This window comes from Shewanella sp. QJM3NY_23 (genome assembly GCF_056173105.1).
Window position 1 is genome coordinate 2,671,154 of record NZ_CM149657.1, and the last position, 23,886, is coordinate 2,695,039.

Below are 23,886 nucleotides of genomic sequence, written 5' to 3' on the forward strand. Positions count from 1 at the left end.
AAATGAATCCCACCACAACCAGCGACAAATTATCGCCATGGCCTTGGCAAGTCAGTGATGCCGACATCCGTTTTGATACGACAACCATGGCCGCGCAGCTGAAAGATTTCAGCCGCGCCTGTTATGTCATCAATGACAGCGACAAAGGGGTGGGCATCGCGACACAAGCCAGCCTAATGACGACTAACAACACTCAAGGCCATCCAGTGAGCGCTTTCACCCCAGCACTGGGCACCGAAAGCCTTGGCGACAGTAATTTTCGCCGCGTTCACGGCGTAAAATATGCTTACTATGCTGGCGCGATGGCCAACGGCATCTCCTCAGAAGAGCTGGTTATCGCCTTAGGTAAAGCGGGCATTCTGTGCTCATTTGGCGCAGCAGGGCTCATACCCAGCCGCGTTGAGGCCGCCATTAACCGCATTCAAGCCGCGCTGCCCAATGGCCCTTACATGTTTAACCTTATTCATAGCCCAAGCGAACCCGCCCTAGAGCGTGGCAGCGTCGAGCTGTTTCTTAAGCATAAGGTACGCACTGTTGAAGCATCGGCTTTCTTAGGCCTCACACCACAGATTGTTTACTACCGCGCAGCAGGTCTGAGTCGTGACGCTCATGGCAACATCGTTATCGGCAACAAGGTGATCGCTAAAGTGAGCCGCACCGAAGTGGCAGAAAAGTTCATGATGCCTGCGCCCGTGAAGATGCTACAAAAACTCGTGGATGAGGGTTTGATCAGTGTCGATCAGATGGAGATGGCCCAACAGATCCCCATGGCTGACGATATTACTGCCGAAGCCGATTCTGGCGGCCATACCGATAACCGTCCTTTGGTTACGCTGCTCCCCACCATTCTAGCGCTAAAAGAGGAGATCCAAGCCAAGTACCAATACCCAACGCCACTTCGCGTGGGTTGTGGCGGTGGAGTGGGCACCCCTGATGCGGCATTGGCGACCTTTAACATGGGCGCCGCTTATATCGTGACAGGCTCAATCAACCAAGCCTGCATCGAAGCGGGCGCCAGTGAGCATACCCGCAAGCTGCTGGCGACCACAGAAATGGCCGATGTCACCATGGCGCCTGCCGCCGATATGTTTGAGATGGGCGTTAAGCTTCAGGTGGTTAAACGTGGCACCCTATTTCCGATGCGCGCTAACAAGCTGTATGAGATCTACAGCCGTTATGACGCCATTGAGTCCATCCCCGCCGATGAGCGTGAAAAGCTTGAGAAGCAGGTGTTTCGCTCAAGTCTCGATGATATTTGGGCGGGCACCGTCGCCCACTTTAATGAGCGCGATCCTAAGCAGATAGAACGCGCCGAAGGTAACCCAAAACGTAAGATGGCACTGATTTTCCGCTGGTATTTAGGACTGTCGAGCCGCTGGTCAAACTCAGGTGAAGTTGGCCGTGAGATGGATTACCAAATTTGGGCAGGTCCTGCACTTGGCGCCTTTAACCAGTGGGCCAAAGGCAGTTATTTAGATGACTACCAAAATCGTAATGCGGTGGATTTGGCGAAACACTTGATGTACGGCGCGGCTTACCTCAATCGCATTAACAGCATCACCGCCCAAGGCATAAAACTACCTAGTGAACTACTGCGCTGGAAACCCGTTGAGCGCATGGCCTAAGAGCTAAATTCAAACTCTAGCTTCAAACTCTAGCTACTAGAGTTCAAGCCGCGAGTTCGATAGATAGTCAAAAACCAGCTTAAGCTGGTTTTTTATTATCTAGCACTCTGTATCTTGGTCAGTTTGCGGGTTGCAGCACTAAACGCGCCTGAATCGCTCCAGGTAATAACGGCGTGGCGGCCTGCTCTGTATACTCATCGAAGCCGGCGCGGTAATAAGGCGATAGCGGATGCCCCGACTGCCCGCCGGGTATGGTTAAAATAGCGTGCGACTCAAGCCCTGGCTGCACAATAAAGCGCTGTGATGCACCAAAATTAGGGCGCTGCACCGCAGGCATAAAAGTATCGCCAAAGCCTACCACCTTAGGCATATCTAGCCAACGGCTCAACAGCGGCATCTGCTTACTAAACGGGTGCTGAATATGCAAGGTATTCACCTTACCCCACGCCAGATCTTGATAATTATCGGCGTCGCTATATTTAGCTAATAAGGCATTGGTTGAATTAACATAAGTTGCTATTACAAGTTCATCCCAAGAGGCATATTCAGGCCCTAACCAGCTTTGAGGTTGCTCGTTTAACAGCTGCCATATTGCAGGTTCAAGATAACGCTTTAATACCGACAAGCTAAGTTCATGTTGTTGAAGCGCGCTTTCAACTGGTGAAAATGCAGCATCGATAAGCCGATTTCTGAAGGATTTAACCAAGGTGAAGCCAATTGAATCACTACAGGCACACTCTTTCCACTGTCTAAGATACTGAATATCCTTTGCAAATCGTTGAGGTTGAGACATTAACGCATTAACAAGATACTCCTGCCACGGATGGTAAAAACGCGCCTGATTATCTAGCTGAATTCGATAAAAATCAGCCTCGTTAAACTGTTTCTGTTGTTGTAATCGGTCGCGGATCTGAGCACTTCGGGCGCCAAGCGCATAGCCACCATCACCAAAACGCAAAGCATCGGTTGTTGACATTACCCTTGCGTTTGCGCTCCACAGCAGGCCATTGTCTGGGTTATATACCTTGGGAAATTGGGATTCATCCTTACGCCAATTAACCCCTTGCACCTCGGCCGAAGGTTGCGCTACATCTGCAGGATTGGTTCTGGCGGGTATCGCTCCAGCTGGTTGCCAGCCAGCATTGCCTTGGTTATCGACAAGCAATAAATTTTGTACGGGAACGCCAAATGTTTTAGCCAGCTCAAGTCCTTGATCTACGCTGCTAGCCGTCTCTAATCCCATAAGCTCCATGTCGACGGCATAATTTTGGTGCGCTACCCAAGAGAGTGCATATTGCTGATCGCCATAAGTCTTAACCGGACCAAAACGTGATATTGAGATCGGATAATCCACAACGGAATCGGGCAGACGAACCGCTTCATGTTCTACCGTTAGCGACTCACTATTATCGATAGCTATCCAATCGGCCGTGTCGATATACGCGTTGGTAAAGCCCCAGGCAACTTTACCATTTGTACCCACCACAATCGCAGGGGCTCCCGGCAATGACACGCCTGTCACTTGTACATTTTGGCCTGCGGCATCTGGGTAATTGAGCTGCGCCCGATACCAAATAATCGGTACGGCAAATGAGAGATGCATATCATCCGATAACATGGCGCGACCAGACTCTGTATGTGCGCCTGTGACCGCCCAGTTATTACTACCCACCTCTTCAAGCTCAGCAATCTCAACATCAAATCTATTAGCGAGCATGCTCGGTTCTATCAAAGGGATAAGCGGCGGGTCCGATGGAAATAGACTGTTATCCAACGCGGCCTGATAATTGGAGGTCTGAGTAATAAACTGCCGCATCGGCTGACCAAATAGACGCTCGACCATAGTCAGCGTCATATCTCGATGAATAGTGTTGCCTTGAAGATCTAAATACATGCTGTAAATAACAAGCAAACTATCGGCTGGTTGCCACGGTTTAGGTGACGCCCCAGTTAAGATATATTCAAAAGATTTTAAACTCTGCTCTGCAATTGCCAGGTTTACGCCATCGCTGTAACGGGCAAGTAACTGCTGTTGAGCCGTCGGCAATTGAGCAAAAATCTGCTCAGCCCTTTTTCGTAGCTGATGAAAACGATGACGCTTATCAAGTTTTAGTGCTGCTGGGCCGAAGATCTCAGCTAGCTCGCCAGCCGAATTACGCCGCAGCAGATCCATCTGAAAAAAGCGGTCTTGCCCATGGGTAAAACCCAGCGCAAAGGCCACATCTTGGCGGTTTTTACCACTGATCACCGCCGTGCCTAAACGATCTCGCTCGATTGCCACTGGCGCAGCGATCTGATGGGTCTTTAGTTCACCGGAAAGTTTAGGCAAACTAAGGTGTAAACTGACATAGATAGCGACCATTGCCAAAAATAACGAGGTAAGTAATCCGATAATTGTAATTTTTATTATTTTAATCATAGAGTAACGCCAATATCCTTTTAACTTACGTTACTATATCTAAGTTACGTAGATGTTAGAAATCCTTTTTGATGCCACTGTGCTATTAAGCGCTCAGTCATTGAGATCTCAGTCATTAAGCAATAAGCCGTTAAACCATAGTCATTAAGAGCAAACCATCATTATGGCAAAACCTAATAAAAAAGGGCCTAGTAGAACTGTCGACATCCTCTGTGGTCAGTGTAAAGCTAAGCTATTTAAATACCGTAAAGGTGGAAAGGGAGCACTAGTTAAATGCTTTAAAGAACGCATCGTCGAAGACTATACCCAAGTCCCCTGCATTTGCCCTGATTGCCAACAGCTCTTTGCTAGAGAAACCTTGGTCAGAGGCGTCCCCGCTTTTAAAATTATCGGCACCAAGGCCCTTATGAAGTAATAGCCATGATGAAATGATGCTACTTTTTTAGCACACTGCCACTCTTACTTTCATTACCCAAAATGCTGTCATTGTTATAAATAGAAGCTGTTGGCGCTCCCAGTGAGAACGATAGCCAATTAATCGAACAATAAGCTAGTCTGCGACATTTTGTCTGACACAATCACTAAGTTAACGATCTCTACTGCAAGTTATCAACTCCGTCAATTATGCCTATTGTTGCAGACCAGAAACTAAGGTTTGATAGCTACCAATAATAGTCACTGGAATGATTGAACATGAAATATCAATGGATCTTAAGCCCTCTGTTTCTCGCGGTATTTAGCGGTAACATTGCAGCTCAGGAAGCACCAATAGAGTTTAGAGCCGCTGGCAGCTTGAAAGCAGCAATGACAGATATCGTCGATACATACCAACACAGCAGTAAGAATGATGTCTCTGCCCAATTTGCCCCCTCGGGGTTGTTGCGTAAACGAATAGAAGGCGGTGAGAAGGTTGACCTATTCGCATCAGCGAATATGAAACACCCCACAACCCTTAATAAAGCCAAATTAAGCGGTAATGTGGTGATGTTTGCCCGTAACAAACTGTGCGCGATTACCCAAGCGGAAGTCGCCGTTACATCGGAGACATTATTGAAGCTGATGTTAAATCAGAATATCCGCCTAGGTACCTCAACCCCAAAGGCCGATCCTGCCGGTGATTATGCCTTTAAGGTGTTCGAACGAGCAGAAAAACTGTCACCCGATGCGCAAAAAATACTGAGTAGCAAAGCATTACAATTAACAGGCGGTCCAACCAGCGCTAAAGCACCCGAAGGACGCAACCCCTATGGCTGGGTGATGGAAAACAAACAAGCCGATATGTTCCTAACCTACTGTACTAATGCGGTATTAGCGCAAAAAGAAGTCAAGCAACTTAAAATAATTCAATTACCTGAAGCGCTTAGTGTCGGTGCAAACTATGGCTTGACTGTTGTTAATAATGCTCAAGCACATGCTTCCGAGTTAGCCTTATTCATCTTATCTCCCGAAGGACAATCTATCTTAGCCAAATATGGTTTTGATACGCCCACACTGCCCTAGTGGTTTCGTCAGCTAAGATACTATCTTCCGAGTAAGACATAAAAAACGCAGTCTACTGACTGCATTTTTTATCTATCAAAGCAAATACTTAAGAATAACTACAACCGATAACTTAAACTGAGTTTAGCGTTACGCTCCGCTCCAGGCATTCCGCCAAGGAACATAGCCTTATCGTAATAGGCCTCATCAAATAAATTATCCACGTTGAGCTGAATACTCCAGTCGTCGGCATGGTAACTTACCGCGGCATCGACAACCGTATAACTGGGTACATAACCATCGGGTATACCAAATGATGTTGAATCCGTACTGCGCTCATCGACATATTTTGCACCAAAGCTAATATCAAGTGGACTCGAGAGTGTAAACCACTCAGCCCCATAAGTTACCCAAGCACTGGCGGTAACATAAGGCACCCCCTTTTGACGAGTGTCATAAGTGGTTTTATTGGTAGGATCTTGTTTATTACGCGCATCTTGATAAACCCCGTTGACATTGACCGACCACTGCTCATTTAGATGCGCGTTGAGATCTAACTCAACGCCAGAGGTATCCTCTGAACCATCATAAAAATAGCGCGAAACATCAGGACCCGAAGTATCATCATAATCGGGATTAGTGTAAGGCAAGTTGGTTCGTGAACTCTTAAACAGCACCAGAGATGCTAATAATTGATCATCAAACGCTTTCACACGAAGACCCAGATCGTTACTTACAGACTCAGAATCTTGCCTGTCTTTCTCATTACCAGTGACATCACCTAATACACTATAGGCTGTGCGTCCTTTAGAGTGATTAATAAACACAGAGATATTGTCTGTCGGCATATACGTTACCCCTAGGTTATAGGTAATGCCATTATCAGAGGTATCCGCCTCGGGCTTGGGCTCAGCTAAGCTTTCGCGATACCTAGGGTCAACACCAAAGTGCTCATAGCTTTGTTTTATCTCATTAAAAGCCACACCCACTCGAGTGGTAAACCCATAGGGAAAATAACCAACATGTTGCACGCCAACGCCCCATGCCTTGACCTTTTTATCATAATTACTGGTCAACAAGGGATCATAGTCAGCAAACTCGCCATCGGCCCAATTAGGTGAACGCAGATCAAAGATGTAAGGCAATTTCCCTTGGTAAATGACCTCACCCGCTTTATTTTTATTAACCTGATCAGCATCATAAATCGAGTACTGCTTAAATCGAATATTTCGATCCTCATAATTGGCGTTAACTAAAAGCTCGTTATCTATACCTGCCAACTCAAAATCGTAACGTAAATCTGCAAAATATTGCCAAGAGGTTTCATCCGCCGAAACTTGGCGATACTCCTGACGACGAGCAGCAAATGGATAAAGAATATCATCGACAACCAGTGGCGCTCGAGGATCGGCATTGATAACGCCACTCCGCTTCCAATAAACATAGTTGTAGGCGCCGGTTTGACGAGCAAACCCTGATTGATAATTGCGATATTGCACTTACTGATTTAAGAAGAGGTTATCATCAAAAAATATATTGTGGGTGAGTTTAAATCTTAACTCTTCACCTTCGTTGTCTTTCGCCATCGGCGAGATAATCCCCGCGTTACCAAAGTCATATGGGGTTAAACCATCAGTTGCAGACAAAGAGTCGGCCAATTGCTGACGCTGAGTATCGCTAAGCTGCAAGCCTGCTGCAGTGGGATCGTTAACTAGGTCTTGCCAGGTCACGTCACCAGCACCTAAACCATTAACAGACGCCGCATTATATATACGGATGGGATGACCAATAGAATCTACCGCGATAGCGTCCTTAATATAAGCTGTGCTCAACATGATATCTTGACTATCGCCTAACAGATATTTAAGTGAACCATAGACTTCATCTCTATCAGTGCCAATATCACGATAACCATCGCTGCGAGCCGATTTAGCCACCAGTCGATAAGCCAACTTGTCGGTGATACCCGCAGTTGAGTCAAGTCCAAACGAATGGGTATTCCACTGGCCAACCTCTGCAGTAAATTCATGCGCGGCATTAAACTGTGGTTTCTTTTCAATCAAGTTGATGACACCACCAGCACTTCCCATCCCGTAAAGCCCTGTTGCAGGGCCTTTAAGCACTTCGACTGACTCGACATTCGTTAGCGAACGAGTGGGATTAAAAGTGTTACCTAGCCCAGCGCCGCCGTACATGCCATCATAGGTATAGTTTGCTCCTAGTCCACGGATGACGATATTGTCACCAATACCATAATTATTGCCCGCCTGAGTAACCCCGCTAATATTACGTAGTAGATCTTGAAGATCGGTGGCGCCTTGAGTACTGATAAGTTGTTCGTCGACTATCACCACTGCCGCAGGCGTTTCCATTAATGACATATCGGACTTGGTCGCCAAACCAGAATTCATCACTACCTGATTTTGCCGTCCATAAACGGTAATCCGTTCAACCTCGGGCGATAAGCTGCCTGTAACTTGTTGAGCCTGTTCTGCCGACACCTGTAAAGATAAGATGCAAGCAAGCGCGACTGCTGAAAAGCGCATATGTTTCATTGTATTGTTATTCCCCCATAAATAATCCGCAAATGATAATGATTATCAATAAGATTACAATGCAGGCAACATCAATCAATACAAATGAAAACGTTTGTATCTGTTTTAATAGGCTTTTATTATAATATTTTACATTGTAAATACCGTTCTAACACCATATTGGTTATGGTTTGATTTAGCATAAACACAAAAAATGCAGCCTGTTGGCTGCATTTTTAAGCTAATCGACTTTTTAAGCCTTGGGTTAATGGCTATCTATCGTGAAAACTCGACACTAGAACTGGTAATGTATCCCTAAATAAACATTACCAAGATCACTGTCAACGGTTTCATCTAGCCCTGAGGCATCTAAATCGGTGTAAACCATTTCATAAGCGAGTCGCACATTGACTTTGTTGCTAAAAGCCATATTAAATCCAGCTCCCCATAACCAACCAATACCATCATATTGAGTGTTGGCGTCAATTTGCGTCGAAGCCATACCCGCCTTAATAAACATCGAATAGGTATCATTAAAATAATGGTGAAACTTAGCTGCAAGTGAGATGTAATCAGCCTTAACATCACCATTATCAACATAGTTGTCTGTCATGATATAAGCCGTTTCTAAAGCGAAGTTTTTACTCGTATAGTAGCCACCATATACACCGTAACTCAGGGCTGACTCATCGAACTCACCCGCCTTTAGCTGTGAATTACCCACCATAGCGCCAAGATAGTAGCCTTTAATATCAGCAACCGCTGAAGCGGGGCTTGATGTTAAAGCGCCCACCAATGTAAGTGCAAGTATCAGAGTTCGCTTCATTATTCCCCCAAAAAGATATTTAACAATTACCCAACATACTAGCCTAAAAATAATGATTAATTAAGTCTTTAAAGTATGAATAATGGTACTTTTTATCTAATTCGATTGTTGATGTTTAACGCATTCAAGTGCTATTTGAACCGTGCTCATAATTTAGGTTAAATCACAGCATAAAAAAATTGGGCACAGCCTGCACTGTGCCCAACACATTAATTAAAACACTGACCTTTAGTTTGACTTTATAATAAAAAGCTCAAGCCTTGCTAGTCTTCTGGTGGTCGATTCAACCACTTTTTACCCGATATCATTGCCGAAACTAAACCAGGTTGGTGCTTAAGTTCTGCGACGATAACCCCTGCAATATGCAGTAATATCATAAAAATAAGTAAGTAAACGCTATAAACATGCACTTCGCCAGCCAGGGACTTAAACGGTTTTATCTGTGCCAATTTTTGTTGATCGACACCTGTCTCATCATAAGCCTTTAATGAAGATCCATCGACACCACTCTGAGCAATATAGTCACTGACAAGCCCTCCTAGTGGGGGATAATAAATATCGGTTCCTGCGCGAATAAGACCAGTACACATAATAGTGACCATCAGAATCATCATGGCAAAAACCGCCAAATTACCAATGGGATTATGATGTAGGTACTGAGGTGATGCCCCCTCTTTTAGCTTAGCTTTATAAGCAGAGACTGCGGACAAATTGGGCAGCATTTTAGATAAACGGGCACTATTTGAGCCAATGATGCCCCAAACTAATCTCACGACTAAATTAAACGCAAATAGATAGCCGACGGTCACATGAAGCTGCTTAAGCTTAACCTTGGCCTCTAAACCACTAATCCCCAAATCGCTTTTAAACATCATAATGGCACCAATAAAAATAAGCCCCATTACACACAATACATTTATCCAATGAAACAGACGTGTAGGTTTATCCCAAACACGATAAACTTTAACTTGTTCACTACTGACTTGTTGCACCTGACCCATACCTTCCCCCGGCATACAAAAATATTCTAAACCCTAATATACGCCTAAATAGGAAAATTTTTGTGAAATATCATTTACCCTATAAAAAATAAACGATATTGCTATATTTCCAATCTATACATGTTACTGGCTAGACGTTGAAATAACCCGCCTGGAGATTGCAAACGCCAATAGAAGCAACATAGCAAACATAGATATCGCGCCGCCAACTATCACTTCAGTGCCTTCATCTGCATAAAAGTCGCGGTCGGCACTTTCTAACGGCAAGCCATAAAGTTCATCGAGATCATCGCTACTGATGGTGGCCACAATATCACTGTAGCCAACCTCATAAAGGTCAATTAACACATCGTAATGGTCCGTTGGGTACCCCGCATGCAATGTGGTCAATACTTCAAAATCGTCACCACTGACATCATCAAAAATAGTGAAGATGTCAGTGGTGTGGTACAGCTCCCAAGGCCCGCCATTACGACTCAAATACAACATGGCATACACATCGGCATATTGATTAAGGTTACTACTGTGCACATCGGCATCAAATGTCACGCTAAAGGTTCGATAAAAACCATCATAATCAATATCCTCAAACAGGCGCGTACTGGCATCATAGATAGCAAATTCATAATAGATGGCCGCATTCAAACGGGCGGCACTAGAGCGCAATCCGCTGCGGGTATCGACATTAATTTGCTTATCGGCAATGACTTGCTCACGGGTTTTTCGCGGGGTCTTCACCACAGGGATTTGTTTGAGTCTATTGGCCCCTTCAAGCTGCGCCGCATTCATTGCTTGGCCGCTGCGACTCAATACGGGGGGCAATGCTTGTCCCTGTTGCTTGACGCTAACCGATACCGCGCTGATCTGCAGCAAATTGCCAGGCTCACTCATCTCACTACCCGCTGCAACACTGCCAGTACCGGCAGCCAACAAGGTAGCAGCTAGCAATATATTCATCGCAAAGCTCGGCTTTATCATCAGCCCAGATAACGCCATCGCTGCGCACATCATTCGCGGTAATATTAATCTCGGCAACGTCAAGCAACTCCCCATCGCCGCTTTAGTATTAAACCGTCTCGTTACATGCCCCACCTGCCGGGCTGCATTCATACTTGTTAATGTAACCATAATTCCATCACCTTAATCGGTTCAATTGCATAGGGGCATTTAATCCCATTGAAAATGAACACAAGCTGAATGCTAAAATACAGATATTCAACGAGATATCATTTAAGTGACATTCAGCGAGCATTCATATTCAGCTCGCAATAATGTTCACGGTAATCGCGTGATGCTTACCCATACTGGCCTGCTCAACTTAGGTTGAAGCACCTTGATATGTTTCTTATTTTTAGCGGATCTTTTACACTGGGTCGATAACAGCAATAAGAGTAAAGTTGATGAAAATTGCAGTCATGTTGATGGTCGGTGTGTGTTTATGTTTGCCCCAATTAGGGCAAGCATCGAGCCTTGGCTTATCGATATTGTCCAGTAGCAGTATGATGCTGGCCGCAGAAAAAAGCGGCCCACAGCAACTGCGAGTCAAAAACCGCCAACAAGCGACCCAAATGGTAAAAAGCCAATACGGTGGCAAAATACTTAGCATGCAATCAACTAAGGTCAATGGTAATTCAGGGTATCGCGCTAAACTGCTCAGCGCCGACGGTGTGGTGTTTTATGTCTCAATCGATGCCGTTACCGGGCAGATGTTCAGGCGTTAAGCCACAGGACAGCATAAGGAGAGCCCAATGCGCTTACTACTGGTCGAAGACGATTTAGCCCTACAAGCTAATTTAAAACAGCACTTAATCGATGCCCATTACACCTTAGATGTGGCCAGCGATGGTGAAGAGGGATTATTTCAAGGCCAAGAACATGCCTATGATGCGGCGATTATTGATGTAGGCCTACCTAAACTCGACGGCATCGCCTTGATAACCCAGCTTCGCGCCAGTGGCATTGAGTATCCTGTGCTGATTTTAACGGCGCGAGACAGCTGGCAAGATAAGGTTGAGGGGCTCGATGCCGGCGCCGATGACTACTTAACGAAACCGTTTCACCCAGAGGAGTTAGTTGCGCGCCTTAACGCGCTTATTCGACGCTCGGCGGGTAAATCGAGCCCACTCATTCAAAACGGGCCCTTCAGCCTAAATACGAGTAGTCACGACATCAAAGTTGGTGAGCAACCCATAAATTTAAGCGGCTCAGAATACAAGCTGTTTGAATACTTTATGCTGCATATCGGCGAGGTAAAATCTAAGACGGTATTAATTGAGCATATTTACGATCAAGACTTTGATTTAGACTCCAATGTCATCGAAGTTTTTATCCGCCGGCTACGTAAAAAACTCGATCCTGATGGTCAATATGGGCTAATTGAAACCCTGCGTGGCCAAGGTTATCGCCTGCGCCAGCTGCAAGATTAGGTGCGCCATGAAAAGCAGCAAGTTACACACCTCGCCAAGCATACTCAACTCTCTTCGTATCCGCTTGATATTAAGTGCACTGCTGCTGATCGTCCTGTTACTGCCCAGCATTGGCATCGCCCTGAACAACGCCTTTAAACAACAGGTATTAAGCAACACTCAAGATCAGCTCAGCGCCTATCTCTATTCGGTACTAGCGGTAACAGAAATGGAACAAGGCGAGCTATTTATGCCTGAGCGTCTACTCGAAAACCAATTTAATGTTATCGGATCTGGATTATATGCACTGATTTCGAAGCAAGTGTTACCCCAACCTCTGAATAATGATATTTCAGCGGACAACATTTCTGGGCTAAAAAGCACTCAACAACAGAATGCGCAAATCACCCAAGTCACACCACCAGCCGTGCAGCCTAGCAAGCTCTCAGCAACCCAAGTATTGTGGTCATCCAATTCGTTTCTGGGGCTGCCACTGCCCACGACACTGCCTCACCCCAATGTCGGCAAGGGGGATTTTAGTGAAATAAACCTCGATGGTGAGCCCTACCTCATTTACAGTTTTAGTGTACGTTTCGCCCCAAGCCCAACGGCCTCGAATGATGAGTTGACCGTAGCGAGTAATCAGCTACAGCCCATTACTGTGCATATTATCAAAGACTTTGCCAGCGTCAGCGAGCAACAGCAGGCTTTTAGTCAACACCTATGGAGTTGGCTATTTATTCTAATGGTAGTGGTGGTCGCGATACAGTTAGCTTGGCTCAGTTGGACACTTAAGCCGTTGGCCCGCTTTAAGCAAGAGTTACAAGCGGTGCAACAAGGGAACTCTTATCAACTGATGGGCCAATATCCAACAGAACTACAAGCCGTTGCCAAACAGCTCAATACCCTGCTAAGTACTGAGCAACACCAACGTAGCCGCTATCGAAATGCATTATCGGATTTAGCTCACAGCCTAAAAACACCGCTGGCGGTAATACAAAGCCAAAAAGAGTTAAGCCCTACCTCCATTGAACAGATAAGTCACATTAACCGCACTATTAACCATCAACTTAAGCGCGCACAAAGTGCTGCGGGCAATGCCTGGCATCTTGGTATTAAGGTGCTTGAGGTGTCGGATAAGTTACTGCGCACCTTAAGTAAAATTCACCCTAGTATTGATATAAAGTATGCCAAGTCTCCCGAGCCAAACTGCATTTTTTATGGCGATCAGAGTGACTTAACTGAGTTACTCGGTAACCTGCTCGATAACGCCTGCAAAGCTGCAACCTCGCGGGTGAGATTGTCGGTAGTTCAACAAGAGGCAACGCTACGCTTTATCATTGAAGATGACGGCAAGGGGATTAGTGAGCAGCAACGTGATGCCATATTTGAGCGAGGCAAGCGGGTCGATACCTATGAACAAGGCCACGGCATTGGGCTAGCGATTGTCCGTGACTTAGTCGATAGCTATCAGGGCCATTTAACCATTAGTTCCTCATCACACCTTGGCGGCGCATGCTTTGAAGTAAGTTTTAATCAAGCTGCGTAATAGGGATAAGTCGCCTAGCTGGCAGTAACTGATGGACTGAAACAGATCAGGCAGTAACTTAGCGTAGGATTAGGCGTAAGATTAGCCGTGAGAACTAGTCTTAAAACCTAGGCTTAAGAACTAAACCCGAAAACCACTAGAATGCGACAGCCTCCAGCGCAAGTTTAAAGCGTTAAACACACATAAACATTATCAGTACCTCTATGACTTAACGCCGTCATAGAGGTATTGGGCGATAATGAGCCTACGTCTTGATGAGGGTAATTAATGAGGCTTAAACCGCACCACTAATTCATGTAATTCATCAGATATCGACTTAACCAAGGTCATTGATGCCGTGGTTTGCCCTGAGCTGTCAGAGCACGCCGAAGCCAATTCTGAAATATTAACAACTTGACGATTAATATCTTCAGCAACATGGGCCTGCTCTTCTACCGCAGCCGCCATCTGAGTCGACATATTGGTTATCTGCCCCAGCGCATCGAAAATACCATTGAGCATGGTGCTACTTTCTTGCACCCGCTCTAATCCTTCTTCTGCCGCATCGGTGCCCAGTTTGGCGGTATTCACCGCCACTTCCGCACTGGCCGTTAGCTCATGCACGATAGCGTAAATATCGCGCGTCGACTCTTGCGTGCGCTTGGCTAAGTTTCTAACTTCATCAGCCACCACCGCAAAGCCTCGTCCCTGCTCTCCAGCCCGCGCCGCCTCAATGGCAGCATTAAGTGCCAACAAATTAGTTTGGTCGGCTATCTGCTCAATATGTTGCGCGGCTTTAGCGATTAACGTGGTCTGATCGGACAACTGGCTCACTGAGACACTAATGTCCGATACTGTTTCATTAAGCTTTTGAATAGATTGATGGGTTATCTCAGCGACTTTATTACCATTCACGGCCAAGTCATTGGCAATACCAGCATGGCTTGCGGTATCAGAAACGTGCCGCGACACCTCGGTAATGGTGGTGGCCATTTGATTCATCGCGGTAGCCACCTGAAGCGTTTCAGCCTGTTGCTTCTCTATCTCTTGCGCGGTTTTAACCGTTTGTTGGAATCCCCTGTCCGACTCTGTAGCGACTCTTAAGGCTGCCGTTTCAATTCGGGCGATCACGGTACCTAAATGCGCAATTTGGCTCAAAATGGCCACCTTTAATAAACCAATAGCTCCCGTTGAATCTGAGTAGGTTTGTGCGGCGAGCGGATGAGAAAAACTATTTCCCAGCATCGCATTTAAGCTATTAATCGTGGTGTTTTTGCTGTATCTCATCCAAGCAGCATAAATAAAGGCCGTACATAACAGTGGGATTTGAATAAAGGACCAACCAACAGTTAAAAATAAAATAACAAGAATAATAGAGGCGATGATTAAGAAGATATCTTCTGCAGCGAGTGAGGCTAATTTTGACGGGGTTTTACCTTGATTAATTTGCGCATATAACCTTTCGGCTCTGATAATATCCTCTCTTTTAGGACAAGATCTTACCGATTCATACCCCACTATCTGACCTTTATCGGTTATGGGAGTGACATAAGCATCAACCCAATAAAAATCGCCATTTTTACAGCGATTCTTTACTAAGCCCATCCAAGGCTTCCCCTGCTTTAAATGCCACCACATCACTTTAAATGCCTCAGCAGGCATATCTGGATGACGCACTATATTATGGGGTTGTCCAAGCAGCTCATCTTTAGCATAGCCACTAATCTCAACAAAATCGTCATTACAGTCTTGAATATTTCCTTGTAAATCGGTGACGCTAACAAGTTTACTACTGTCACTAAACTTACGTTCATTATTGGTTGTATAGCGAATATTTTTCATTGATACTCTCAACTGTCCCTTTGAGTGATGTTATATAAAGGTGTATTTGTTCTAATTGTTATGGCACCTCATAATAAATTATAATTAATCGCTTTACTATATAGCGAAAAGTAATAACAAGACGCTCCGCGTCGTTCAATAAACAAGCAATATAATGTAATTGCATAATCAGAAAACAGAGTGCTCAATTAACACTCCATCCTGGTTCAAAAACACGCCAAACGGTAATCCTCCCATTTTTAACTGCAATTAAAAATAGAAGTTAGGCAGCCATCAGTGGTGGCCTGCCGTTATTAGCTTTATGTGGTCTTTCATGATTGTAAAACCATAACCACTTAGTTGCATAGTCCTGCACCTCTTTAATTGATTCGAACAGGTACTTGCTGAGCCAACTGTACCGAATTGTTTTGTTATGTCGTTCGATATAAGCGTTTTGTTGTGGATTACCTGGTTGAATATATTCAATTCGAATATTCTGGCATTTAGCCCACGTTGTAAACTCAGTACTGATAAACTCAGGGCCGTTGTCACAGCGAATAACTGTTGGCTTAGCTCGATACTCAAATACCTGCTCTAGCGCTCTAATAACCCTTACAGCAGGAAGTGAAAATCCTGGTTCAATCACTAAAGCTTCACGCCGATAATCATCTATGACATTAAATAATCGGTAATTTCGACCATCTGATAACTGGTCATGCATAAAGTCGACAGACCATATTTGGTTAGGTTTTATCGGCTCTTTTAGTGGTTCCGGTGCATTTCGTTTGAGTCGACGTCTTGGACGAATACGCAGGTTCAGCGCTAGCTCACAGTAAATTCGGTACACTCGCTTATGATTCCATGGCTTGCCTTTTACATTACGTAAATAATCGAAGCACAGACCGAAGCCCCAATCACTTTCATCTTCGGTCAGCTTAATTAGCCAATTTGAAATCTGTGTATTTTCCGCCGATAATTTTGCTTGATAACGAAAGCATGTCTCACTGATAAAGAAAGCCGAGCAGGCCTTACTAATACTGATGTTGTGGTTAGCCACCGCAAACTGAGCGAGTTCTCTTCGCTCACAGGGCTTTACCACTTTTTTGCCATAGCTTCCTGAATGATTTCAGCTTTAAGACGCTCTTCTGCGTACATTTTTTTGAGTCGCCTATTTTCATCTTCTAGCTCTTTCATCCGAGCCATGAGTGATGCATCCATTCCCCCATATTTAGCACGCCATTTATAAAACGTTGCACTGCTCATACCGTGCTCTCGGCAAAGCTCAGGTGCGGGCGTACCAGCTTCAGCTTGCTTCAAAATCGTCATAATTTGACTATCCGTGTACCGCGACTTTTTCATATAGAACCTCCTGCGTTTAACTTACGAGAAAACTCTACTTTTAACAGCTGTTATTTTTCGGGGGGATTACCAAACACTTACAACTAAGCAACACATGTATACCGATGAATGCAGCTTATAAATGATAAATAATTTAAATTATTTATCATTTAATCCAAACTGCATCGTTAACACTAAGCATGATCATATAGTTAAATAATACTGTATCTATGTTTTAAGCCAACACAGCGCTTTCGGCCACATTTAATCCACATATGATGCAAAAGACGTACATGTGCTTTCTCACTGCTCCTGCAATAAAACGACACAAAATACGTAAAAATGAAGTAGTAATATCATTTTTTTCTCATATTCGATTGCTTTTTTATCATCAGCACACATCAAGCCACTAGTACAAAAGATTAACTACATCTATTCTACTAAGGGAATAGATGTAGTCATTCCACCCTGTTTAAGACTTCATTTAATACATCAATGATGCATCGAAGCTGTTTGTCAGAGTCATACACTATACAATCCAGCTGCGGGACTTACGCTTTCAGCTTATGTTCATCTTCACTCTTCTACTATCGAGATAAATCACCTACTCAATATGAATTGGAGTCGATATGAACAGCATACAAAACTGGCTTGCCATCATGCTTGTCGCCTTATCGTCGTCACTGTTTAGCGTCTCGCTAAGCGCGGCGCAGACATCATCGCAAGAGAAGGCACTCAACGATGCTGAACTGGCGCAAATATTGGCCCCTATCGCCTTATATCCCGACAGTTTACTCACCCATATTTTAATCGCATCAACCTACCCATTAGAGGTGGTACAGGCTAGCCGCTGGCGTGCTCAACATCAAAAACTCGAGGCCAGCCAGGCGGTAAATCTTGCCGAGCAGCAAGACTGGGATCCAAGCGTTATCGCCTTAGTGGCATTTCCTGCGGTGCTTGAAAAGCTCAGTGATGACTTAGACTGGACTCAAAAGCTTGGCGATGCCTTTTTACAAGATGAACAACAAGTCCTTGCTAGCATTCAGCTTTTACGTCATCAAGCCGAAGAAGCTAACAGTTTTAATGCCATGGATAATATGAAAATCACTAAGGTGAAACAGCAGATCATTATCGAGCCTGTACAGCCACAGATTATTTATGTGCCAGTTTATGACACTCGGGTAGTGTATGGTCCTTGGCGTTGGCATAATTACCCACCCATCTATTGGGCTTATCCACCACGTTACGCTGCTCATTACCCTAGCCATGTTTCGGGTCATTTTTATTGGCAAAGCGGCATACATATTAGCTTTAACTATTTCTTTAGCGCATTTCGTTGGCATGACCGTCACATCGTTGTGACCCATCATCGCCATTCTCATCACTATCGTCCACGAGCCCGTATCGTCTCAAACAGTGGAGCGCAGCGCTGGACACATAAACCGCATCACAGACGAGGTGTCGCCTATGGCTCTACTCAGGTAAAGCAACGTTATAACAGCCTGAGACCAAGTACACTGCAAGCTAAGCAACTAAGAAATGTTGAGCGCCGCGGTAACAACGTACAATCTAAGCACTACAGCACAGCTCAAGTAAAGCAGAGCCGTGAGCTACGTTTCAGCCAGAAGCTGGCCAAAGCTGAAAGGAGTAAAGCGAATACCCCTCAGCAATTCACCACACAAAATAAGCACGATAGCAACTATCGCAGTGACAACAGTCAGTATAAAAGCGATAAGCAGCGCAGCAAACAGAGCCGCCAGCAGCAAGAGTTGCGGGACAAAAACCAGCAGCGAGATAAGAGTCTTCAACAGGTAAAGAGTCATCAACGGGTAAAAAACTATCAGCTAGACCAAAGCCCTGAGCGGCTGAAAAGTCCTCAACAGGTAAAGAGTCATCAACGTGATAGGAGCCTTCAACAAGAGAAGAGCCATCAGCAGGTAAAAAGCTTTCAACGGGAGAAGGTCTATCAGCGGCAAGTTAAAAGCCCACAGCGAACTCAGTCGGCTCAGGCTCGCCCATCACAACCAAGTCAACACTCCCGCCCTAAACAGCGCGACAAATAAGCGCTGCAGCTTGGCTCAAACATCCCCTTTGAGCCGAGCGTTATCAAAACTGTGCGTATCTAAATGCTATCCAAGATTGGGCCTGACACTTATCTCAAGTTCTGGTATCCAGCTCACTGAGTGGCGAAAAACCAAACCCTTGCACCTCTTCATCGCTTAAGTACCGCCATGTCCCACTGGCAACATCGCATTGGATCTCACCCACACGCTCTCGGTGTAGGCCGTTGACGCGATTACCCACAGCGGCAAACATACGTTTAACCTGATGATAGCGCCCTTCGCTAATCGTCAGCAGCACCTCGCGCTCACTGACATATTGGAGTTTGGCAGGCAAGGTAGGCTTAGCCTCACCGGGTAACACTAACCCCTGCGTAAACCGAATCACCAACTGTCTATCAAGTTCGCCGCTACGTTCACCTTCAATGCTATCCCTTAACATGACCCGGTACACTTTCTGGCAATGATACTTAGGATTAAAAACATTAAACGACCAGCGGCCATCATCGGTGATCAGCACTAATCCCGTGGTGTCGGCATCGAGCCTGCCAGCAATATGCAGCTCATGAGGATTGGGGACATCAATTAAATTAAAGATGGAGGGATAATCGCCATCAACATTAGAACAAAGTGTGTCCACCGGCTTATTGAGCAGCAGATAGCGAAAAGGTCTCAATACGAGTCGCGTGCCCTCTAGCTCAATACAATTACTCTCATGCACCTGTATGTTGGCATCAACAATCGTATTGCCATTGACCGTGACATCACCTGCAGCGATAGCCAATACTGCTTGTTGGCGATCAAGCCTTGTACTCTTGCACACAAATTTGTCTAGCCGCATAGTCAGGCAATATCTCATTTTGTTTTATAACCGCATTATCCAGCACTGATATAACAGTACAAGCCAATGTATAAATTTAGCTAAACACCTGCATAAAAACTCACCGACCATCTAGGGGATCACTCATGGATGATTTACACTCTCATTTTTCCAAGGAGAAGGTTACGCTATGTCATCACGTATTTTTGTTATTGCTCAATTTCGTCCAAAGGTAGGTAAAGAGGCACAATTATTTGAAGTACTGAAAGCGTTAGAGCCTGATGCGCTGCGTGAACAAGGCTGTATTCAGTACATCTTGACCCGTCAAATCGACCACCCTAGTGCCACTCGTACCGACTATCCAATTATGTTTAATGAAATTTGGATGGATGCCGCTAGTTGGGCTGCCCATGGACGACGTAAGCAGATACAGCACTTTTTTGATACCCAAGTGGCCGCCGCAGACGGTTTAGTTGACGATGCCATCGTGACCGCTTACAGCGATGAAGGCTACGATTACGATGCGCCAGTATTTAGTTAACTGAGTAAATCCAATCAAACCTGCCTCAGCTAATCCCCTAATCCAATAAAAAACGCAGCCATTGGCTGCGTTTTGATAATGACGTCGACACGCTCAGTGCCAATAATAACTAGTCACCAAAGTCATCGAGTAAGATGTTTTCTTGCTCAACCCCTAGGCTCTCAAGCATGTTAATGACTGATGAGTTCATGATTGGAGGGCCACACATATAGAACTCACAATCTTCTGGCGCCTTATGATCTTTAAGATAATTTTCATAAAGTACGTTATGAATAAAGCCTGTGTAGCCGTCCCAATTATCTTCAGGGAGCGGATCAGACAGTGCCACATGCCATTCAAAATTGTCATTTTCCGCCGCTAGGGTATCAAAATCTTCTTTGTAGAAGATTTCACGCCGCGAACGCGCACCGTACCAGAAGGTCATCTTACGTTTGGTCTTTTCACCTTTAAGCTGGTTAAAAATGTGTGACCGCATCGGCGCCATCCCTGCACCACCGCCAATAAACACCATTTCAGCGTCGGTATCTTTGACGAAGAACTCACCAAAGGGGCCCGAAATAGTCACCTTATCGCCCGCTTTGAGGTTAAAAATGTACGATGACATTTTACCCGGTGGTAAACCGGGGGCTGGCGGCGTCGCGATACGCACGTTAAGCATGATAAGGCCTTTCTCATCTGGATAATTGGCCATCGAATAGGCGCGTAATACCTCTTCATCTACAGTCGATACTAGGTCAAATAAACCATATTTTTCCCAGTCATCACGGTACTGCGCTGGAATATCGAAATCACTGTATTTAACTTGATGCGCGGGCGCTTCAATCTGAATATAACCACCCGCCTTAAACTTAACGTCCTCGCCTTCAGGTAATTTAAGCAGTAACTCTTTAATAAAGGTGGCCTGATTGTTATTGGAGATCACCTCACATTGCCACTTCTTAACCCCGAAGATCTCCTCTTCGATCTCTAGCTCCATGTCGGTTTTAACCGCCACTTGGCAAGCCAAGCGACATCCCGCTTTGGCCTCTTTCTTATTAATATGATCGAGTTCTGTCGGTAAAATATCACCGCCACCCGATTTAACGGTAACTCGGCATTGACCACAAGTGCCACCACCGCCACAGGCCGAAGGGATAAAGATATTTTTACTCGCAAGTGCCCCAAGCAGTTTACCGCCAGCAGCTGTGATAACGCTTTTTTCCTCGTCATCGTTAATATTGATTTTTACATCACCATTGATGACTAATTTGCTTTTGGCGAGCAGTATCACCATAACCAGCACACACACCACTATGGTGAACATGCCTATGCCTATTGCCATTTCCATCTCAAAACCCTTTTGTATAATGCATCTGATTTAAATGGGACAAACCACCATTTAAAACGAAATCCCAGAGAACGACATAAAGCCTAACGCCATCAGCCCGGTGGTAATAAAGGTGATCCCTACGCCCTGAAGCCCCGCGGGAATAGCATGAAACTTCATCCGCTCACGCAGGCCTGCCAACATCACAATCGCCACCGCCCAACCAAAACCTGAGCCAGCAGCAAACACCGCCGATTCAACAAAGTTATAATCGCGGTTGGCCATAAAAATCACCCCAGCAAAAATGGCGCAGTTGACCGTTAGCAATGGCAAGAAAATCCCTAAACTTTGATAAAGACTCGGAATGTATTTATCTAAGAACATCTCTAAAATCTGCACTAAGGCAGCGATCACGCCAATAAAAGTGATCAGTTGCAGGTAGCTCAGATCCAGCTCAGGGTAGCCGGCCCACGCCAGCGCACCAGGGGCTAACACATTGACATAAATTAGCTGATTTAACGGCACGGCTAACATCATCACCACGATCACCGCAACACCTAAGCCAAAAGAGGTCGAAACTTTTTTCGACACCGCAAGGAAGGTACACATGCCCAAGAAAAATGACAGTGCCATGTTGTCGATAAAGGCCGCTTGAACAAAAAGATTAATATAGTGTTCCATATCCGTTCCTTACCCTCGCTTACGCTGTGCAACATTGATGGTCCAAATCATCAAGCCAATCAAGAAGAAGGCGCTTGGTGGTAACTTGAACATCTCGTTGGCCAGATACCAGCCACCGTTTTCGATAGTGGTAAATATTTCATGACCAAACAGGGTGCCGCTGCCCAGTAGCTCACGCACAAAGGCAACGCCTAACAAGATAACGCCATAACCTATGGCGTTGCCAAGGGCATCGACCACGGCTAAATGCGGCGGCATCTTCATCGCAAAGGCTTCAGCACGGCCCATGATGATGCAGTTGGTGATGATAAGCCCCACAAATACCGACAACTGACGCGACAGCTCATAGGCGATATCTTGCAAAATCATGTCGACGATAATCACCAAGGAAGCGATAACCGTCATCTGCGCAATGATCCGCACACTGTTAGGTATAAAGTTGCGAATGGTGGAAATAATCAGGTTAGAAAACACCAATACAAAGGTCACCGCCAGTGTCATCACCAATGCCGTTTGCATTGAATTACTCACCGCCAGCGCCGAACAGACCCCCAGCACCTGCATCGCAACGGGGTTGTTAGCAAAAATAGGACTGGTTAATAGCTCCCGAGTCGCTGTCATGCTCTTACTCATGTTAAACCTCCGATGCTTTTAGCTTGTTTAGGAAGGTCTCAAAACCTTCATTGCCAAACCAGAACTCAATAGCACGCTGCACGCCGCGTCCGGTCATAGTGGCGCCACTGATGGCATCGACGCCATGTAGGTCGCCCGGCTTAGCGCCGCCTTTCACCACTTTGAACGAGACCTTGCCTTGTTCGTTAAACAGTTGCTTACCCTTAAAAGTATCGGTTCAGGCGGTATCATTGAGGAAATCACCAATACCTGGGGTTTCACCATGTTCGTAAAACACCACATTCTCGATGGTATTGAAATCGGGTTTAACCGCTACATAGCCATAAATCATCGACCACAGTCCTTTACCGTAAATAGGCAGTACCACGGCGCGCAGCTCACCATTGTCATTAAACACTTTAAATACCCGCGCTTTGTCGGCGCGGCTTTTGATCTTAGCGGTGTCTTTTTTAGGCTTACTCGAGGTCTCGGGGTTAATCGCCGCCATACGCTCATCAAAGTCGAGCACATCGCTGCTGGTATCAATCTCACCGCTATCGAGTTCAACTAATAATGGGGTGACAGACTTAGCAAAAATTTGTCGAAAATCTTGCTCACCAGAGATATCCACATCGGCCGCCATCAGCACATAACGCTTTAACTCGTCACGTTTTTTGGCCAATTTACGCTCTTTAAGGATCTCGGCGGTACCTGTGATCATAAATGAACAAGAGAGGCAGAGAATGATAGTGAAGATCATGGTCCCCACGACGGTGTCTTTCTTAAATGCCATTAGGATTTATCTCCCATATCGACGCGCGAATCGCGACTGGACAGTCGAAATAAAAACGATGCGATGATCGATGACCATAAATTGGCCGTCTGCACTT

General features: G+C 45.4%; 18 protein-coding genes and 2 pseudogenes. 8 read left to right on the forward strand and 12 right to left on the reverse strand.

The annotated features are described in order from the left end of the window. Window positions 1-2: 2 nt before the first annotated feature. Window positions 3-1,625 carry an eicosapentaenoate synthase subunit PfaD gene (gene pfaD, locus AC0VXX_RS11875; RefSeq protein WP_475514412.1) on the forward strand — a complete coding sequence of 541 codons (1,623 nt, stop codon included), beginning with the start codon at window positions 3-5 and terminating at the stop codon, window positions 1,623-1,625. Window positions 1,626-1,743: 118 nt separating this feature from the next. Here pfaD and AC0VXX_RS11880 read toward each other — a convergent pair whose 3' ends face one another. Next, window positions 1,744-4,044, reverse strand: a complete 2,301-nt coding sequence (locus AC0VXX_RS11880; RefSeq protein ID WP_475514413.1) for a penicillin acylase family protein — start codon at window positions 4,042-4,044, stop codon at window positions 1,744-1,746. 163 nt (window positions 4,045-4,207) lie between these two features. Here AC0VXX_RS11880 and AC0VXX_RS11885 point away from each other — a divergent pair, with 163 nt between their 5' ends. After that, the gene (locus tag AC0VXX_RS11885) at window positions 4,208-4,459 is read left to right on the forward strand and encodes a hypothetical protein (protein WP_475514414.1); all 252 of its coding nucleotides are present in this window, start codon (window positions 4,208-4,210) and stop codon (window positions 4,457-4,459) included. Between the two features lie 278 nt (window positions 4,460-4,737). Then, complete coding sequence (locus tag AC0VXX_RS11890) at window positions 4,738-5,544, forward strand: molybdate ABC transporter substrate-binding protein (RefSeq protein WP_475514415.1); 807 nt, start codon at window positions 4,738-4,740, stop codon at window positions 5,542-5,544. Window positions 5,545-5,642: 98 nt separating this feature from the next. Here the strand turns inward: AC0VXX_RS11890 and AC0VXX_RS11895 are convergent. The 4 genes and pseudogenes from AC0VXX_RS11895 to AC0VXX_RS11910 form a co-directional block, all read right to left on the reverse strand. After that, window positions 5,643-8,078, reverse strand: a pseudogene (locus tag AC0VXX_RS11895) (TonB-dependent receptor). Between the two features lie 274 nt (window positions 8,079-8,352). Continuing rightward, window positions 8,353-8,883 carry an outer membrane beta-barrel protein gene (locus AC0VXX_RS11900; RefSeq protein WP_475514416.1) on the reverse strand — a complete coding sequence of 177 codons (531 nt, stop codon included), beginning with the start codon at window positions 8,881-8,883 and terminating at the stop codon, window positions 8,353-8,355. Between the two features lie 263 nt (window positions 8,884-9,146). Continuing rightward, window positions 9,147-9,884 carry a cytochrome b/b6 domain-containing protein gene (locus tag AC0VXX_RS11905; RefSeq protein WP_475514417.1) on the reverse strand — a complete coding sequence of 246 codons (738 nt, stop codon included), beginning with the start codon at window positions 9,882-9,884 and terminating at the stop codon, window positions 9,147-9,149. A gap of 123 nt (window positions 9,885-10,007) precedes the next feature. Next, a complete protein-coding gene (locus tag AC0VXX_RS11910) occupies window positions 10,008-10,841 on the reverse strand; it encodes a choice-of-anchor H family protein (RefSeq protein ID WP_475514418.1) in 834 nt (277 codons plus the stop codon). A gap of 443 nt (window positions 10,842-11,284) precedes the next feature. On the opposite strand from AC0VXX_RS11910, the gene AC0VXX_RS11915 reads away from it, so the two are divergent. Genes AC0VXX_RS11915 through AC0VXX_RS11925 form a run of 3 tightly spaced genes read left to right on the forward strand, consistent with a single transcriptional unit; the run spans window position 11,285 to window position 13,838 of the window. After that, on the forward strand, window positions 11,285-11,605 hold the full coding sequence (locus tag AC0VXX_RS11915; RefSeq protein ID WP_475514419.1) for a PepSY domain-containing protein: 321 nt from the start codon (window positions 11,285-11,287) through the stop codon (window positions 11,603-11,605). Between the two features lie 27 nt (window positions 11,606-11,632). Next, a complete protein-coding gene (locus AC0VXX_RS11920; protein ID WP_475514420.1) occupies window positions 11,633-12,310 on the forward strand; it encodes a response regulator transcription factor in 678 nt (225 codons plus the stop codon). Window positions 12,311-12,317: 7 nt separating this feature from the next. Continuing rightward, a complete protein-coding gene (locus AC0VXX_RS11925) occupies window positions 12,318-13,838 on the forward strand; it encodes an ATP-binding protein (RefSeq protein WP_475514421.1) in 1,521 nt (506 codons plus the stop codon). A gap of 264 nt (window positions 13,839-14,102) precedes the next feature. Here the strand turns inward: AC0VXX_RS11925 and AC0VXX_RS11930 are convergent, their stop codons facing one another. Both AC0VXX_RS11930 and AC0VXX_RS11935 read right to left on the reverse strand, forming a co-directional pair. Continuing rightward, window positions 14,103-15,659 (reverse strand): methyl-accepting chemotaxis protein, encoded by a 1,557-nt coding sequence (locus AC0VXX_RS11930; RefSeq protein ID WP_475514422.1) that lies wholly within the window; start codon window positions 15,657-15,659, stop codon window positions 14,103-14,105. 262 nt (window positions 15,660-15,921) lie between these two features. Beyond that, window positions 15,922-16,997 (reverse strand): IS3 family transposase gene (locus tag AC0VXX_RS11935; protein WP_475514423.1). Its coding sequence is split into 2 segments (ribosomal slippage): window positions 15,922-16,745 and window positions 16,745-16,997, totalling 1,077 coding nucleotides; the frame shifts between segments, so codons are not numbered across the junction. Window positions 16,998-17,605: 608 nt separating this feature from the next. Here AC0VXX_RS11935 and AC0VXX_RS11940 point away from each other — a divergent pair. Beyond that, the gene (locus AC0VXX_RS11940; protein ID WP_475514425.1) at window positions 17,606-19,039 is read left to right on the forward strand and encodes a DUF3300 domain-containing protein; all 1,434 of its coding nucleotides are present in this window, start codon (window positions 17,606-17,608) and stop codon (window positions 19,037-19,039) included. A 94-nt stretch (window positions 19,040-19,133) separates the two neighbouring features. Here the strand turns inward: AC0VXX_RS11940 and AC0VXX_RS11945 are convergent, their stop codons facing one another. Continuing rightward, window positions 19,134-19,877, reverse strand: a complete 744-nt coding sequence (locus tag AC0VXX_RS11945) for a pseudouridine synthase (protein ID WP_475514426.1) — start codon at window positions 19,875-19,877, stop codon at window positions 19,134-19,136. A 169-nt stretch (window positions 19,878-20,046) separates the two neighbouring features. On the opposite strand from AC0VXX_RS11945, the gene AC0VXX_RS11950 reads away from it, so the two are divergent. After that, a complete protein-coding gene (locus tag AC0VXX_RS11950) occupies window positions 20,047-20,397 on the forward strand; it encodes a putative quinol monooxygenase (protein WP_475514427.1) in 351 nt (116 codons plus the stop codon). 109 nt (window positions 20,398-20,506) lie between these two features. Here AC0VXX_RS11950 and nqrF read toward each other — a convergent pair whose 3' ends face one another. From nqrF to AC0VXX_RS11970, 4 genes and pseudogenes are all read right to left on the reverse strand, one after another. Next, a complete protein-coding gene (gene nqrF / locus AC0VXX_RS11955) occupies window positions 20,507-21,724 on the reverse strand; it encodes an NADH:ubiquinone reductase (Na(+)-transporting) subunit F (RefSeq protein WP_475514428.1) in 1,218 nt (405 codons plus the stop codon). 51 nt (window positions 21,725-21,775) lie between these two features. Beyond that, window positions 21,776-22,384, reverse strand: a complete 609-nt coding sequence (nqrE, locus tag AC0VXX_RS11960) for an NADH:ubiquinone reductase (Na(+)-transporting) subunit E (RefSeq protein WP_119977828.1) — start codon at window positions 22,382-22,384, stop codon at window positions 21,776-21,778. A 9-nt stretch (window positions 22,385-22,393) separates the two neighbouring features. After that, window positions 22,394-23,017 carry an NADH:ubiquinone reductase (Na(+)-transporting) subunit D gene (locus AC0VXX_RS11965; protein WP_110458565.1) on the reverse strand — a complete coding sequence of 208 codons (624 nt, stop codon included), beginning with the start codon at window positions 23,015-23,017 and terminating at the stop codon, window positions 22,394-22,396. Between the two features lies 1 nt (window position 23,018). Continuing rightward, a pseudogene (locus AC0VXX_RS11970) lies at window positions 23,019-23,789 on the reverse strand (Na(+)-translocating NADH-quinone reductase subunit C). Window positions 23,790-23,886: the final 97 nt, after the last annotated feature.